Here is a 15,575-nt window from a genome sequence, read left to right as displayed (position 1 = left end):
TCTCCTCCACTTACCGTTTCCCCCTGGGGTCCAACCAGTCCCGCAAGCCATCCCCCAGGAGATTAAAGCCCAGCACCGCCAGACCGATCGCAACCCCCGGCCAAACCACCGGCCACGGCGAGAGCTCTTGATAGCTTTGAGCCTCGCGCAGCATCCGGCCCCAACTGGCAGTGGGGGGCTGCGTGCCCAACCCCAAGTAGCTGAGCGCGGCCTCGGCCAGAATTGAGGCCGCAAAGGCCAGGCTGGCCTGCACCACCAGTGGCCCCAGGATGTTGGGCAACACATGGCGCAGCAGAATTCGAAAATTGCCCATGCCCAGGGCCCGGGCCGCCTCGAGATAAGGCTGAGCCTTTACCGAGAGCACCCCGGCCCGCGCCACCCGGGCAAAAGCCGGAACTGCCGCCAACCCGATGGCCATCATCGAGGTGGTCGCTCCTGGGGTAAAGATGGCCCCCAGCAAGAGGGCGATGAGCAGGGCCGGCAGGGCGTAGAGGGTCTCGAGCAGCACGCTCAGGAGCTGATCCAGCCATCCCCCGAAAAACCCCGCCAGTACCCCTAAGGCCAACCCGATCAGCAACCCAATCCCCACCGCGACCAGCCCCACGTAGAGGGCATTCTGGGCCCCAGCCAGCACCCGGGCCAGGGTATCGCGCCCCAGGATGTCGGTGCCCAAAGGATGAACCACCGAGAAGGCCACCAAGCGGTCGGGTGAGGTGGCGTTGGGGTCTTTAGGGTTGAGCCAACTTGCCACCACCATCAGCAAGATCCCCAGCACAATTACCCCCCCCACCCGCAGCGAAGGGGTCAGCCTGCGCCACCAGGAGGCCCTGGTAGGACTTGGTCTTTGTCCTGCGCCGTTTGCGGTCATTGGTAGCTCACCCTCGGGTCCAACAAGCCATAGAGCAAATCCACCAGCAGGTTAAGCCCCACGATGAAAGCCGCCAGGGTGAGCACCACCCCCTGCACCAACGGGAAATCCCGGGCACTGATCGCCGTTAGGGACAACGCCCCCAGGCCAGGGATCCCGAAGACCGTCTCAACGATGACCGCCGCGATGAGAAGCTGGGCAAACTCGAGCCCCAGCACCGTGACCACCGGCAGCGCCGCATTGCGCAGGGCATGCTTGTAAAGCACCACCCGCTCCGAAAGCCCTTTAGCCCTAGCGGTGCGCACGTAGTCTTGATGCAAAACCTCCAGGATGCTCCCCCGCACCATGCGCACCAGCAGCGAGGCCCGGGCCAGGGTGATGGTGAGCACCGGGAGCACCATCGCGGCCAAGGCTTGGGCCGGAACCCGCCAGCCCCCGATGGGAAAGCTCGAGGGCAGGGGGAGCTTAAGCCAAACGATAAACACATAAATCAGCATCAGCCCTACCCAAAATGAGGGCAGCACGATGCCCAGCAGGGCTCCCACGGAGATGCCCACATCCACCCAGGTTCCAGACCGGCGCGCCGCCAAAATGCCCAGCGGCACGCTCACCAACGTGGCCAACAGCAGCGAAAAGGCCACGATGGGCAAGGTGATGAGCAAGCGGCTGCCGATCAGCTTGGAAACCGGCAGGTTGTAGCGGATGCTCTGCCCCAGGTCTCCCCGCACCGCGCCCCCCAACCAGTGTAGGTAGCGCTCGAGGGGCGGCTTATCCAGACCCAAACGGGCCTCGAGGGCGGCTACGGCTTCTGGGGTGGCGTTGATCCCCAGAATGGTGGTGGCCGGATTGCCCGGAATGAGAAGCAGGGCTCCAAACACCAACAAGGTGGCGAGCCATAGGGTGACCAGCGCAAGGAAGAGGCGACGAAGGGCGTAGGCGAGCATGGGCAGATTTTGAATGCCCTAGGCCGCCGAGGGGCTGCGGCGGCCTAGGGCCTCAGGGTTTGGGTTAGGGCTTTTTCCACACCTCGGCCACCAGGATGCCCGAGGTCAGGGCGCTGGCGGGCCAGTTCTGTACATCCGCACGATACGCCCCCAAGGTGGGCAGGGTCATGGTCCACACGCTGACCGCATCCTCGGTGATCTGGCGCTGCATGGCTTCCAAGGCCTCGCAGGCTTTGGCCTGATTGGGGGCGCGGAGATACTGGGTATAGAGGTCTTGGGTTTTCTTGCTGTTATAGCGCCAGTAGTACTTGGGATTGGCGTAGGTGGCGGTGTCGTTGGCCTCTACATGCCCGATGATGGTCATCTGGTAATCGGCGCCCAAGAACACCTTTTGAATCCAGGTGGCGAAGTCAATGACCTGAATGTTGGCCTGGATGACCCCTAGCTTGTTGAGCTGGGCCACCAAGGCCTCCCCAATCCGCCGCTCATAGGGAAATTCGGCGGCGATGTTGAAGGTGAACTTGAGAGGATTCTGGGCGGTATACCCGGCCTGAGCCAGCAGGGCCTTGGCCTGGTCGGGATCGTATTTGTAGTAATTGCTGAGATCCACGTAGCAGGCTTCCCCCGGAGAGCGCATGGAACCGATCTTGGTGCCATAGCCAAGCATGGCCCCTTGAATCAGCTCGTCTTTGTTCACCGCGAACTCTATGGCCTTGCGCACCCGGATGTCGTTGAAGGGGGCCCTCGAGTTGTTCATGCTGGCCACCGCCTCCGCGGTAGAGGGGCCGCTGAACACCTTGAAGTTGGGGTCTTTTTGCAGCACCACTGCGTTCTCCGGCAGCAAGCTGTAGGCGATGACGTCAATATCCCCCGCCCGCAAGGCCGCGAGCTGGGCATCCCCATCGCCCAGGAAGCGGAAGTTGACCCGGTCGAGGTAGGGCAGGCCCTGAATGTAGTAGTCCGGGTTGCGCTCGAGCCGCACCGCTACCCCGCGCTCCCAGGCCGCAAACTTAAAGGGCCCCGTGCCGATGGGCTTGACCCGCATGTCCTCTAGCTTGGCCCCTTTGGGGGTGATCAGCGACTCGGGCAGGCTCAGGATGAAGAGGAAATCGTTGTTGGGCTGTCGCAGTTGGAACACCACGGTGGAAGGGTCTTTAGCCGTGATGCTCTCGATATCTCGGTAAAAGTCCGGGCGGGCGTGGCCCGAGACTTTCTGATCGGGGTTTTTGGCCCGGTTGAACTTGGCCACCACATCGGAAGCGTCAAAGGACGAGCCGTCGTGGAACTTGACCCCTTTACGCAGGGTGAAGGTGTAGGTAAGGCCGCTGGGCGAGACCACCCAGCGCTCGGCCAACGAGGGCACGATCTGCCCTTTGTTGTTGCGCTTGACCAGTCCCTGCAGCACGTTGTCGTAGACCACCCGGGCAATATCTGCCCCAGGGGTTTGGGTGGGGTCCCAGGCCGTGGGCTCGGTCTGGAGCGCCACCGTCAGGGTTCCCCCCCGGGTCTGGGCGAATCCCAGGGAAAGGGAGAGCAGCAAAAGCCCAATCAGCAGTTTTTTCATCGGTTCCTCCGTGGTAGACATAATCTACCTTAGACAGGGATCAGGGGCAATGTGCCCAACCGCCCCATTGCGGCCTCTAGCCTTCGGCCTCGAGCATCAACACCGCGGCGGCGGCATACAGGCGGGCCGAGGCCACGAGCTCCTCTAAGCCGACGAACTCATCGGCCTGGTGGGGCACCGTTCGCTCCCCAGGCCCAATGGTCACCACCGGGAGCCCGGCCCAGGCCCACAAAAAGGTGCCATCGGTGGCCCCAGGAACCCCGCCATACTCCAGCGGCATCTCCAGCATCGAAAGGGCCTGCTCCACCGCGCGGACGACCGTAGTTTCCCGGGCGGTCTCGGTGGCGGGGCGGTCTTCAAACACCTCGAGTTCCCCCCTCACACCGTTTTCGAGGCTGGCGGTCAGCAGGGCCCGCAGTTGCGCCTCGAGCGCGCGGTGGTCCTGGCCGGGATTGGTGCGCACATCAAGCCCCACCTGTACCTTGTCGGGGATCAGATTGAACTGCCCCTCTCCCGCGCTGGCTTGGAACACCGTAGGGGTGATCCAGGGCAACCCCAGATACTCATGCTGGCTCTGGGCCTGGAGCTGCGATTGGAGCTCGGTCAGCCCCGCAACAAACCTCGAGGCCGAGGGGACCGGATTGGCCCCCGCATAGGGCATCGCCCCATGGGCCATCCGTCCCTGAAACCGCACCCAGATGCGCATGGCGCCTTTTTGCCACAGGCATACCTGGTTCTCCTCCGGTTCGCAGATGATGGCCCCGGCGAATCCCTGGGCATAGCCCGCCCGGATAAAGGCCTTGACCCCACTCATCAGGCCCTCTTCATCACAACAAATGCACAAGCGCAGGGTCTTGGAGGGCTCTCCCAGCACCTTCTGAACCGCCTGCGCCGCAGCGATGGCCGCCGCCAATCCCCCTTTCATGTCACAGCTTCCGCGCCCATAGAGCCTGCCCTCGACAATTCGGGCTTCATAGGGCGGAATCGTCCATTGGTCGAGGCTGCCGTGATGCACCACATCGGTATGGCCCTCCAAAATTAAGCCCCCAGGCCCTGTTCCCAGGTCGGCAATCAGGTTGGGGCGACCGGGAGCCACCTCCTGTACCACGGTGTGAAACCCTCGCTCGCGCAGGTAGGTCTCGAGAAAAGCCACCATCCCCGCCTCACCGGGGCCAGGATAATAGCTCTCAATCTGCACCAGCTTCTGGGTTAGGCGCACGAGTTCTTCGGTATCTACCGCATCAGCGGCTTGGCGAGCCCGTAGGTTTGGGGTCATCCTCATCTCCTTGTAGGGTGGAATTAGCCGTTTTTAGCGTCAGCAGGGGCCAAGGAGCCCCCTATGCCGGGTTCATCCGTACCGGTCGCGATAGGACATCAGCCCTCCAGCCGAGGTGGCCTTCAACACCCCGTGGATCAGGGCTCGAGCAAAAACATCGGCCGCAACCGCTCCCAAAAAGCTCAGCTCGGCCGGGGTCTCGAGGGGAACCTGTCCGGTGGCCAGGGAAAAAATCACATCCCCATCGAACATGGTATGGGCCGGGATCACCGCTCGAGCAATCCCATCATGGGCCATCATGGCCACTTTCTGGGCCTGGGCTTTGCTCAGCCGGGCGTTGGTGGCCACAACCCCGATCACGGTGTTGCGAGGCTGTAAGGGCGGGTGGACAAACAGGTCGGCATAGCTGGGAACAGAAAGGGGCTGGGGGGCTCGGCTGAGCTGGAACTCCCCCTCGAGCTCGAGAAAACGTCCATACAGCTCCCCCGTCACGGGATCATGGCTGCGCCCGTGGGCGTTGGCCGCAACCAGGGCCCCTACGATCAGCCCCCCCTCCAGCACCGCGCTGGCCGTACCCAGCCCCCCCTTTAGACCGCCGTTACGGGCCCCGGTCCCGGCCCCCACATTGCCCTGAGGGACCGGGCCCCCCGACAGGGCTTGGGCCGCCTTATACCCCCATTCCGCCGTAGGGCGCACCTCGGGGCTACCCACCAGCAGATCAAAAAGCACCGCAGCCGGAACGATGGGCACCACCGTGGGGGTGCTCAGCTCGGCAATCGGGTGCCCTAGGGCGCGCTCCTCGAGCCAGCGCACCACACCGGTCGCGGCCTCGAGGCCATAGGCGCTGCCCCCGGAAAGCACGATGGCCTGGACACGCTCAATCAGGTTGACCGGGTTCAAAAGATCGGTTTCCCGCGTACCGGGCGCACTGCCTCGCACGTCTACCCCAGCCACCGCCCCCCCTTCGGGGAAAATCACCGTGGTACCGGTGAGGTGGAGGGGGTCGGTGTGGTGTCCTACCTGGATTCCGGGCACGTCGGTGATGGCATTGAAAGGACCAGGCTTCATGTTCAGGCCCAGCATAACACCCCTCTCCCTGCGGAGAGGGGTGAGAGGAGCGCGGCTCAGGCGGCTTTCGGGCGGCTGACAAAGCGCACGATGAAGTACACCACCGCCGCCACGATCAGGATCGGCACCAAGAACTTGAGGATGACCCAGACGATGCCGGCCAAACCCTTCAGCACCGCCCCCAAAAAGGTGAACAGCCACCCTCCAACCCACAGCACCACCAGCACTGCAACCGCGATCAGCAGGCCCAGCACAATCCACTCGAGGATGTCCTGTAGGGAACGCTCGTTCATAAGGCCAGAATAGCACACCCCACATGAGTAAGGGCCACCGGATAAATCTTCTTGAAGGCTCAGTGGGCCCGAGCGGGCTCGGCTAAAATAGGACTCGGTGGAGCGCTATGCGGTAAGCGAGGGGTTGGTGGTGGGGCGTAAACCGCTGCCGGCAGGAGATGTCATCCTGTCCTTTGTGGGGCCGGAAGGGGCCGCGCAGGCGGTGGCACGCAAGGCCCTGCGCCCCACCGGGCGCAGCGGGCGACTCTCGCTGTTTCACCACCTGCGCTACCAGGTTTACCAAAAACCCGGCAATGACCTACCCACCCTTACCCAGGCCGAGCTGGTGGGCCGCCTCGAGGGTCTAGAGGCCCCCAACCGCTTTCCCTATGCGGCTTTCTTGGCTGAGCTGACGTACCGCCTGGCCTCGCCGGAGGTGGCCGGACGGCTGTGGCCGCTGCTGATCTCGGGGTTGAAGGGGGTAGCCAAGCACAGCAACCCCCGATTGGTGAGCGTCTGGGCTGGCTGGCGGATCCTCAAGGCCGCAGGCCTGGGGGCGGATTTGGGCGGGGAGGGGGAGCATCTGCTGGACGGCCAACGAACCACACAGGGCGGGGTATACCTGGGCCTGGAGGGGCTCGAGGCCCTGGCGGCGGTGCTGCGGCTGCCGGGGGGGGAGGCCATCGGGGTGCTGGAGGCCGGAGCCCCCCTCGATCGGCTGTGGCAGGCCTTGCTAGCCCACACCCGCTATACCGTGGGGGAGCTGGGCTCGGCTGGGCTTTTGGCCAATTCTCATCGTGCGGAATGAGAATGACCCGGATGTCGCTCCTTGCCCTGCTCGGTTCCGCCGCGGCGATGCTGGGTCTCCTGGCTGTCCTGATCTCCCCGACCCGCCCCAGCCCAGGCCTATCCAATGACCAGACCCTTCGGGTGCTCCTATCGTATAGGCTAGGGGCCTCAGATTTCGAAAGCCAGCACGTATTTCCCAGCCTCGAGCTAACCCCCCTAAACGAGCCCCTGAGCCTCAAAAGCGGCCCTGATGCCCAACATCTAAGCCTGGCCCTCTCCGCCCTGCCCCAGCGCCCCCTGCGCTTCACCGTGCAAAACGGGAGCATCGTGGCTGCGGTGGATGGGCAAGTCTACCCTTTGGGCTCGGTGGTCCTGCTTCAGGCCGTGCTTCCCGAAACCGCTGGAATCATCCGCTACCGCATCACCTCGACCACCCGCGGCACCCCTCCTGCCAACCCAGAGTACCCCGGCCGGCTCTGGCTCCGGGCCTTCAACACCGGGCTTCTGATGGTCAACGAGGTGGGGATGGAAGAGTATCTAAAGCGCGTGGTGCCCAGCGAGATGCCGCCCTTCTTCCATCCCCAGGCGCTGGCTGCCCAGGCCGTAGCGGCCCGCACCTACGCCTACAGCCGGATGGCGGCTGGCCCGGAGAACAACTTCTGGAAGCAGTTCGGGGCCGATGTGGACGACTCGGTGAGCGAGCAGCTCTACAACGCCACCCCTACTCACCCCGCTACCGATGCGGCAATTGCGGCCAGCCGGGGGCAGATCCTGACCTATGGCGGGCAGCCGATTCAGGCTTACTTCTTCTCTACCAGCCCCGGCAGCACCGCTCCGCTCGAGGAGGTCTGGCCGGACCGGAACCCTCAGCCCTACCTCAAGGCCCAGGCCCAGGCCAGCCCGGTCCCTGGGGCCATCCAGGGCGAGGCCGCCGCACTGGCCTTCTTCAAAAACTGGAACCGCCAGGGCTACTACGATGGGGAATCGTCCCTGTTCCGCTGGAAGGTCAGCCTAAGCCGAGGGGAGCTCGAGGCCATCCTCTCCAAAACCCTGCCCGCCATCGCTAAAGCCTCCCCGGAATTCGTCGAGACCCCCGAAGGAGCCCTGTCGCCCAATACCCCAGATTTCAAGCTAGGCACCCTGCAGAAGCTGATCGTGCAAGGCCGCACTCTAGGAGGGTTTGTGACCGGGCTCGAGGTGCAGACCAGCAGCGGGCGCTACCTGGTACGGCGCGAGTCCAATATCCGCAGCCTCATCCGACCCACCAAGGCCCTGACCGGTGGCCCAGATATCGGGCTCGAGCGCAGCAACGGAACCCAAAGCCTCAACTTCCCCACACTGCCCAGCGCGGCCTTCGCCCTGGAGGAGGAGCGCGATGGGAATGGCGGTTTGCAGCGGGTCACCTTCTGGGGCGGTGGCTATGGCCATGGGGTGGGAATGAGCCAGTTTGGAGCCAATTACCTGGGGAAGATGGGGCGCAGCTACCCACAGATTCTGACCCACTTCTACCCAGGCTCGAGCCTGACCTCTCTTCCCTCGATTCCCGCTCTCAATGTCCCGCGCTAAAGAAAAGACCGCAGAACTTCACTGCGGTCTTTGAGACGAGCCGGGCTCGAGCTTTAGCTGGATGGGCTCTTGCGATTGAACAACACCCCCAGTTTGGGCAGCAAAAAGTAGTCTAGCCCAATATAGCCCGCCGTACGCCAAGCCAGCACTAGCCAGGTGGCCACGATAAACATCCAAGGATTGGTGCTGACGGTACCCGCCAACAAATAGGCCGCGTTCATCAGTCCGGCAAAAAATGCCGCGATACCGGTGAGAAAGCCCAGGATAAGCGCAATACCCACAGCGATCTCACCCAAAGTGACCAGGTAACTGAACAGCGTTGCATTGGGAAGGGCCACATTTTGAATAAACCAGGCATACCAGCCGCTCACATCGGGGTGATCCCCAGTGGTCTTCTTCAGCGCCCCACTCAAAAACCCGGTTACCGCGACCCCCGCCTTACTCCCTACCCAAACCCCGGCGGGGTTGGTCAGCTTTTCCCAGCCTGCAGACAGCCATAGATATCCGACGTATACCCGCAAAACCAGCCACAAGGGGGATAGCCAGGCGTCTGCGAACAGATATTGGGACAATCTAGGTTCGGGGATGTGGACATTGGTGTTAAATCTTGCCTTTGCCATAACCGCCTCCCTTAAGACCAAGCTATGCCGGTCACAGGGAAAACAACAGGGTTATTTGTACCCGCATGTGCGCGGCTATTGCCGTCTCAGTGGCAGGGCCAGAGCCACCCCCAGCAAGCAAAAGGCTGTGCACAGGAGCAGCGCCGCCTGCACCCCGAAGAAGTGCGAAGCCCCACCGATCAGCAACCCTCCCAGCGGCGTGCTTCCCAGCAGCAGGAGTTGATACACACTGCTCACCCGCCCGCGCAGCTCGTTGGGGGCCTCGAGCTGAAGCAGGTTGTTGGCCTGGGTGGAAAAGAACACCCCGGTCAGGCCCAGCCCCAGCAGCAACAGGCTGCTGGCCAGATACGAGGAAGAAAGCGAGAGCACCCCCAGCACCCCGCTGAAAAGGGCCGAGGCCAAGAGCAGGCGGCCTAACCGGGGCTGCCCACCATAGAGGGTCAGCAAAGCCCCTATCAACGAACCAAACCCCAGCAGCGAGCCCAGGCCGCCATACTCGGCGCTCTTGTCCTGCAGGTGCAGCACATATCCGCCGATCAGCGGCAGAATCACCGTGAAGTTGTAACCGAAGGTACCGATAAACGCCACCAACAGGGTGAGGCGGCGCAGCTCGGGATGGCGCCAAAGGTAGCTGAGCCCCTCCCGCAGCTCGCTCCAGAGCTGCACCCGACCTTCCCGGCGCAGGACCGGCAGGCCCCGCAGGTCCATCAAGCGCAATCCCCACAACACCGCCAGAAAGCTCAGGGCATTCAGCCAGAACATCGCCGCCAAGCCCAATGGGCCGATCAAAAGACCGGCCAAGGCCGGGCCGAGCACCCTCGAGCCATTGAAAGCCGCCGAGTTCAGGGCCAGGGCGTTGGCCCGGCGCTCGGAGTCCACCAGGTTGGCGACGAAAGCCCGGCGCACCGGCTGGCTCACCGCATTCACCGTACCCTGCAAAAAAACCAGCAGGTAAATCTGCCAAAGCTGGATGTGTCCCCAGCTCACCAGGGCCGCAAAGACCGCCGCGAGCAGCATGGCCAGGGCCTGGGTCCAGAAAATCAATCGGTAGCGGTCGGTGCGGTCCGCCCATACCCCACTCACCAGCACAAAGAGCATCGAGGGCAGAAACTGAAACACCGAGACCAGCCCCACCGCGGCAGGACTATCGGCGATGCGCAGCACCAACAGGGCCTGGGCGGTGGTCTGCATCCAGGTGCCGGTGAGCGAGACCAGCTGGCCCCAGAAGTAGAGGCGGTAGTTGCGCACCTCGAGGGAACGAAATCCAGAACGGAATGCCGATAGTGCCGCCCAGGCCATTTCTTTCAGCCTAGGGCTCCCCGATAAAGAGATTGTGAAGGCGGGCCTAAATCCTGCCCGCTCATCTAACGCATTCCCACATTCCCATCGCAAATCCGTCGTACAATCAGGGCATGAGCACCCCCCGGCCTAAGCACGCCTGGATGCGCGAAACCTATGCCAAAAGCCTGGAGAAGATGCCTGAGCGGAAGGTCACCCACACCACCCTCTCCGGTATCGCTCCCGACCCGCTGTACACCCCCGAAGACCTCGAGGGCTTCAACTACCAAGAAAAGCTGGGCTATCCCGGCGAGTACCCCTACACCCGCGGGGTCTATGGCTCGATGTACCGCTCGAGGCTCTGGACCATGCGCATGTTCGCTGGGTTTGGCAGCGCTGAGCAGACCAACGAGCGCTTCAAAAAGCTCCTGGCCGCAGGGCAGACCGGGCTCTCCACCGCCTTTGACCTGCCCACCCTGATGGGCTACGACTCCGACCATCCCCTGGCCAAAGGCGAGGTCGGCAAATGCGGGGTAGCGGTAAGCAGCCTGGCCGATATGGAAATCCTGTTCGAGGGGATCAACCTCGAGCAGGTCACCACCTCCATGACCATCAACTCCCCGGCCAACGCCCTCTGGGCCATGTATCTGGCCGCGGGCCAGAAGCGCGGCTACGACTGGAAGAAAATGGGCGGCACCATCCAAAACGACATCCTGAAGGAGTTCATCGCCCAGAAGGAGTTCATCTTCCCCCCGGAGCCCTCGGTCAAGCTGGTGATTGATACCTTCGAATGGGGACCTAAACACGTACCCAAGTGGAACTTCGTCTCGGTCTCGGGGTATCACATCCGCGAGGCCGGGAGCACCGCAGTACAGGAGCTGGCCTTTACCCTGGCCGATGGGCTCGAGTACATAGAGTGGGCCCTCAAGCGCGGCCTAGATATAGACGAGTTTGCCCCCCGCATCTCCTTCTTCTTCAACGCCCACAACGACTTCTTCGAGGAAATCGCCAAGTTCCGTGCGGCCCGGCGCATCTGGGCTCGAGAGCTGCGCGAGCGCTATGGGGCCCAAAATCCCCAGAGCTGGATGCTGCGCACCCACGCCCAGACCGCTGGGGTCTCGCTCACCGCGCAGCAGCCGCTGATCAACATCTCGCGGGTGGCCATTCAGGCCCTGGCCGCGGTGCTGGGCGGCACCAACAGCCTGCACACCGACGCCTACGATGAGGCCCTGGCCCTGCCCACCGAGGACTCCGCCAAGATCGCCCTGCGCACCCAGCAGATCATTGCCTATGAATCGGGGGTAACCCATACTGCCGACCCCTTGGCTGGGTCCTATTACGTGGAGTGGCTGACCGATCAGATGGAAGCCCAGGCCATGCAGATTATCTCGGACATCCGTCGGATGGGCGGGGTGGTGCGGGCGATTGAGGAGGGCTACTTCCTGCGGGAGATCGCCGAGGCCAGCTACCGCTATCAGCAGGAGCTCGAGCGCGGGGAACGCATTGTGGTGGGGGTGAATGCCTTCCAGGAGGAAGGGGTGCAGGTTCCCATTCAGCTGATTGACCCCGAGGTCGAGCGGGTACAGGATGCCCGCCTGGCCCAGGTACGGCGCGAGCGGGACCCGGTAGCGGCCGCCGCTGCGCTGGAGGGCCTGCGCCAAGCCGCCAAGGAGGGGCGCAACACCATGCCGCACTTCGTGGAGTGCGCGCTGGCCTACTGCACCCTGGGCGAGATGATGGACGAGCTGCGCGCGGTGTATGGGGTGTATGAGGAGCCGGTGCTGGTCTGAGGGTCCTTTGGCCGTCGTAAACTACGGGGTGTGAGAGTCCGGTTTCGCTACTTCGATACCCAAAGCGGCAACCTGCCCTTTGCCCTGTATGTCCCCCAGGGCCGAGCCCCAGCCTTGGGCTGGCCGCTCATCCTGTTCCTGCACGGCTCGGGGGAGCGGGGGCAAGACGGCAAAAAGCAAGCGGGGGTGGGCCTGGGCCCGGCCATTCGGGAGAACCCCCAGGATTGGCCCGCCATCGTGCTGATGCCGCAGTGTCCGGAGGGGCTGAGCTGGGGGGGAAGCGTGCTCGAGGCCGTTTATGCCCTCCTCACCGAGGTCGAACGGGAGGCCCGAACCGATCGCCACCGGGTTTACCTGACCGGCCTCTCGATGGGGGGGCATGGGGCCTGGAACATGGCCATGCGCTACCCCGATAAGTTCGCGGCCATCGCCCCCATCTGCGGGGCTGCGGACCCGTTCGGGGTGATGTCCACCCTGGGGGGGATGCCGGTCTGGAACTTTCACGGCGACGCCGACCCGGTGGTGCCGGTGGAGTTCAGCCGGGTGCTACAGCAGGCCCTGGAAAAAGTGGGCAACGAAGTGCACCGCTTCACGGAGTACAAAGGCGTAGACCACAACGCCTGGGACCGGGCTTACCGGGAGCCCGAGTTCATCCGGTGGCTGTTTGCGCAAAAGAAATAGGCCCGCTCAGGCCGATTGCAAAATGGGGATCTCGGCCAAAGAGGTGATGGGCAGTTTGCTGCTGCCCTGGTGAAAAGCCGCCAGCCGGGCCACCACCGTAGCTCCCGCCCGGGTGGCCACCTTCTCGAGCGCCATCATGGTTCCACCCGAAGAGACCACATCAAAGACCAGGGCCACCTTCTGCCCCAGAAGCCGCTCAGCCTGGCGGCTGTCCAGCCAAAGGGTCTCGGAAACCCCTAAGGTGAGCGACTCCACCTCCTGGATGATGGGGTTTTGCATGTAGGGACGGCGCTTACGCCGCACCACAATGTAGGGCTTTCCACTGAGGGCACTCATCACATGGGCCAGCACGATGGGGCTGGTCTCGAGCGTCAAGAGGATATCGGTCTCAGCGGGCAAGTGCTTGACCAGGGCTTCAGCCGCTGCCTGCACAAGCTCGACATCTCCCATCAGCTCGACCAGGGGGATATGCACCCCCGGCAGGGTTTCAACAACCGGCACATGGCGGGTAATTTTACCGACGGTGATCGGGTAGGTTTCCATCTGCTCCGCTCCTTTTTAGGTTTCAGCTTACCTCAGAAGCCATGAGGGGGCGATGAGCCGGCGCTTGATCTTCACTCCGGCTTGAACAGCGGCAGATGCCCCAAGGCCGTCACATCCTGGCGCGGCGACCCCTCCGTAAACACCGCCAATACCGCACCTACCGTGCCTCCCACTTCCTCGATCAGCTCGGAGAGACCCTTGAGGGTGCTGCCGGTGGAGACCACATCGTCCACAATGGCCACCTTCCGGCCCCGAATTAGGGCGATGTCGGGGCCGTCCAAAACCAGCAGCTGGGGCCGGCCGGTGGTAATGCTGATAACGGTGCGTGAGACCGGGTTGATCATGTAGGGCTTCTCGGTTTTGCGGGCCACCACATAGGGGAGCCCCGAGACCCGGCTCAGGGCATGGGCCAACGGAACCGCCTTGACCTCTGGCGTGACCAGGGTCTCAATACCGGCAGGCATGGCTTTGGCCAGGGCTTCCGCGGCCGCTTCGACCACCTGGGTATCGCCCAGCATGTTGAATAGGGCTACCGCCACATCGGGGCCAACCTGTACCACCGGAAGATCCCGGTGCACCCCCGCGATTTCAACGGAATGGGTTCTCACGCACTGTAGTGTATAGGAAAGTGGGCCACTGCCAAGAGCGCGGGCGGCTCCTCAAACGAATCCCACACTCTGTGCGTATACTCGGCGTATGGTGGGGGCCAAAATTGAGAGCATGGGCATGAACCCGGGCAGCGGGGATTTGCTTGTGATCCTCAAGGCCGAGACCGGCAAGGTTCTGCCGGTCGTGATTGGGGCATTGGAGACGCAAAACATCATGGTCTCCCTCTCCGGTGAGAAGCCGCCGCGCCCGCTGGGACCGGATCTGTTCGTCAACACCCTCGAGCTCCTGGGGGTGCGGGTGCTGCGGTTGGAGATTGTCGAGCTGAAAGGGGGCACCTTTTACGGGCGGTTGGTGCTCGAGGAGCGCGGTCTGGAATACGAGGTGGACTGCCGCCCCTCCGATGGCATGGCCATCGCCCTGCGGGCCGGGGCTGCGATTTTGGTGGACGAAAAGGTTTTGGACGAGGCCGGCATTGACGAAACCTTGCTCAAGCAAGGCAAGACCCCACCCCAGGCTTAGGGTGCATCCCCGCTTTCTAGGAGCGTAACACGGTGAAATTTAATCTCGGTTTAGGGCTTGTGATGGTGATGCTGTGGGGGCTGGCCTCGGCCCAGCGCTTGGCGGCCATAGGGGACTGGGGGGCTGAATCGGCCCATCGGTCGCAGATTGCCGCCTCGATGAGGGCGGCCCATGCGGCCAAACCCTTTGAGGCCCTCCTCACTTTGGGGGACAATTTTTATCCCAGCGGTCAGCCCGTTCAGCGCTATGTGGATGAGCTGCCCAAGGTGCGCATCTATCCCGTTTTCGGCAACCACGATGTCCCCGCGCTCGAGGCCCAGTTCCGGCTCTTTGGAGTGGATCGCACCTACTACACGGTACGGCTGGGAAACCTGGAGATTTTTGTGCTTTACTCCGAACACTTTGACCCCACGCAAAAGCGCTGGCTCGAGGAAGCCCTGGCCGCTTCTACCGCACCCTGGAAGGTCGTTGCCCTGCATCGTCCCCTCTATTCCTCCGGGATGCACGGGGGCAGCCGCTCCTTGCGCCAGGCCCTCGAACCCCTGCTCAGCCAATATAAGGTGCGCCTGGTGCTATCCGGGCATGACCACGATTACGAGCGCAGCGCGGTTAGGGGAATCACCTATATCGTCTCAGGGGGCGGGGGAGCCAGCCTCCGAGGCTTCAAGCGCATCCACGCACACAGCCAGGTCCACCAGGAAACCCCCAACTACCTGGGGCTCGAGGCCACCCCCACTCAGCTCACGGTTACAGCCTACAACGAGGCCAACCTCCCCATAGACCAGGTCGTGCTCAAAAACTAGGGCTATACCTCAACCCTCCGAGAGCAGGTGCACGTGCACATGAAACACCTCCTGCCCCCCCTTTTCCCCCACATGGGCATACATCCGATACCCCTCCAGCCCCAGCTGGCGGGCGATGCGGTTGGTGGTGCGATACAGCGCCCCCAGCTTGCGCTCACCTTCTTCGGTATCGGGGTAGTCGGAAAATCGAGGGATGTGTTCTTTGGGAATGACCAGCAGATGAACCGGCATCTTGGGGCGAATGTCGTGAAACGCCAGAAACCCCTCATCCTCGTATACCCGTCGTGCCGGCAGTTCACCCCGCACGATGCGACAAAACACGCAGTCCTCAGCCAGCATGGCCCGACTATACCAACGGGGTAGACTGGGGTCTACAAGTTGGCTT

General features: G+C 63.0%; 17 protein-coding genes. 6 read left to right on the top strand and 11 right to left on the bottom strand.

Annotated elements, in window-relative coordinates; all coding sequences use genetic code 11:
* Positions 1-10: 10 nt before the first annotated feature.
* The 6 genes from Mgrana_RS07935 to Mgrana_RS07910 all read right to left on the bottom strand — a co-directional run bounded on the left by Mgrana_RS07935 (position 11) and on the right by Mgrana_RS07910 (position 6,013).
* Positions 11-868: an ABC transporter permease gene (locus tag Mgrana_RS07935; protein WP_119357066.1), complete on the bottom strand. Its 858-nt coding sequence runs from the start codon at positions 866-868 to the stop codon at positions 11-13.
* Positions 865-1,812, bottom strand: a complete 948-nt coding sequence (locus Mgrana_RS07930; RefSeq protein ID WP_119357065.1) for an ABC transporter permease — start codon at positions 1,810-1,812, stop codon at positions 865-867. The genes Mgrana_RS07935 and Mgrana_RS07930 overlap by 4 nt, the downstream gene beginning before the upstream one ends.
* Positions 1,813-1,876: 64 nt before the next feature.
* Positions 1,877-3,376, bottom strand: coding sequence for an ABC transporter substrate-binding protein (locus Mgrana_RS07925; RefSeq protein WP_119357064.1), 1,500 nt, complete (start codon positions 3,374-3,376; stop codon positions 1,877-1,879).
* Positions 3,377-3,452: 76 nt separating this feature from the next.
* The gene (locus Mgrana_RS07920) at positions 3,453-4,652 is read right to left on the bottom strand and encodes a M20 family metallopeptidase (protein WP_371862074.1); all 1,200 of its coding nucleotides are present in this window, start codon (positions 4,650-4,652) and stop codon (positions 3,453-3,455) included.
* Positions 4,653-4,724: 72 nt separating this feature from the next.
* On the bottom strand, positions 4,725-5,720 hold the full coding sequence (locus tag Mgrana_RS07915; protein ID WP_119357082.1) for a P1 family peptidase: 996 nt from the start codon (positions 5,718-5,720) through the stop codon (positions 4,725-4,727).
* 56 nt (positions 5,721-5,776) lie between these two features.
* The gene (locus Mgrana_RS07910; RefSeq protein ID WP_119357062.1) at positions 5,777-6,013 is read right to left on the bottom strand and encodes a hypothetical protein; all 237 of its coding nucleotides are present in this window, start codon (positions 6,011-6,013) and stop codon (positions 5,777-5,779) included.
* Between the two features lie 97 nt (positions 6,014-6,110).
* Between Mgrana_RS07910 and recO the strand changes: the two genes are divergently transcribed.
* Positions 6,111-6,800, top strand: coding sequence for a DNA repair protein RecO (gene recO / locus Mgrana_RS07905; RefSeq protein WP_119357061.1), 690 nt, complete (start codon positions 6,111-6,113; stop codon positions 6,798-6,800).
* An 11-nt stretch (positions 6,801-6,811) separates the two neighbouring features.
* Positions 6,812-8,347, top strand: a complete 1,536-nt coding sequence (locus tag Mgrana_RS07900; RefSeq protein ID WP_119357081.1) for a SpoIID/LytB domain-containing protein — start codon at positions 6,812-6,814, stop codon at positions 8,345-8,347.
* A gap of 53 nt (positions 8,348-8,400) precedes the next feature.
* Here the strand turns inward: Mgrana_RS07900 and Mgrana_RS07895 are convergent, their stop codons facing one another.
* The gene (locus tag Mgrana_RS07895) at positions 8,401-8,967 is read right to left on the bottom strand and encodes a DoxX family protein (RefSeq protein WP_119357060.1); all 567 of its coding nucleotides are present in this window, start codon (positions 8,965-8,967) and stop codon (positions 8,401-8,403) included.
* Positions 8,968-9,042: 75 nt separating this feature from the next.
* On the bottom strand, positions 9,043-10,266 hold the full coding sequence (locus Mgrana_RS07890; protein WP_119357059.1) for an MFS transporter: 1,224 nt from the start codon (positions 10,264-10,266) through the stop codon (positions 9,043-9,045).
* 113 nt (positions 10,267-10,379) lie between these two features.
* On the opposite strand from Mgrana_RS07890, the gene Mgrana_RS07885 reads away from it, so the two are divergent.
* On the top strand, positions 10,380-12,035 hold the full coding sequence (locus Mgrana_RS07885; protein ID WP_119357058.1) for an acyl-CoA mutase large subunit family protein: 1,656 nt from the start codon (positions 10,380-10,382) through the stop codon (positions 12,033-12,035).
* A 30-nt stretch (positions 12,036-12,065) separates the two neighbouring features.
* Positions 12,066-12,716, top strand: coding sequence for a carboxylesterase family protein (locus Mgrana_RS07880; protein ID WP_119357057.1), 651 nt, complete (start codon positions 12,066-12,068; stop codon positions 12,714-12,716).
* Between the two features lie 6 nt (positions 12,717-12,722).
* Here Mgrana_RS07880 and Mgrana_RS07875 read toward each other — a convergent pair whose 3' ends face one another.
* On the bottom strand, positions 12,723-13,259 hold the full coding sequence (locus Mgrana_RS07875; RefSeq protein ID WP_119357056.1) for a type I phosphoribosyltransferase: 537 nt from the start codon (positions 13,257-13,259) through the stop codon (positions 12,723-12,725).
* A gap of 71 nt (positions 13,260-13,330) precedes the next feature.
* A complete protein-coding gene (locus Mgrana_RS07870) occupies positions 13,331-13,867 on the bottom strand; it encodes a phosphoribosyltransferase family protein (RefSeq protein ID WP_119357055.1) in 537 nt (178 codons plus the stop codon).
* Between the two features lie 88 nt (positions 13,868-13,955).
* On the opposite strand from Mgrana_RS07870, the gene Mgrana_RS07865 reads away from it, so the two are divergent.
* Both Mgrana_RS07865 and Mgrana_RS07860 read left to right on the top strand, forming a co-directional pair.
* Positions 13,956-14,387 (top strand): bifunctional nuclease family protein, encoded by a 432-nt coding sequence (locus Mgrana_RS07865; protein WP_119357054.1) that lies wholly within the window; start codon positions 13,956-13,958, stop codon positions 14,385-14,387.
* A gap of 32 nt (positions 14,388-14,419) precedes the next feature.
* Positions 14,420-15,190 (top strand): metallophosphoesterase family protein, encoded by a 771-nt coding sequence (locus Mgrana_RS07860; RefSeq protein ID WP_240631292.1) that lies wholly within the window; start codon positions 14,420-14,422, stop codon positions 15,188-15,190.
* Positions 15,191-15,199: 9 nt separating this feature from the next.
* Here the strand turns inward: Mgrana_RS07860 and Mgrana_RS07855 are convergent, their stop codons facing one another.
* Positions 15,200-15,529: a histidine triad nucleotide-binding protein gene (locus Mgrana_RS07855; RefSeq protein ID WP_119357052.1), complete on the bottom strand. Its 330-nt coding sequence runs from the start codon at positions 15,527-15,529 to the stop codon at positions 15,200-15,202.
* Positions 15,530-15,575: the final 46 nt, after the last annotated feature.

Origin of the sequence: Meiothermus granaticius NBRC 107808, from assembly GCF_003574355.1 — a bacterium.
In the GTDB taxonomy this organism is placed as follows: Bacteria; Deinococcota; Deinococci; order Deinococcales; family Thermaceae; genus Meiothermus; species Meiothermus granaticius.
This window is presented reverse-complemented; position numbering and strand designations above follow the sequence as displayed.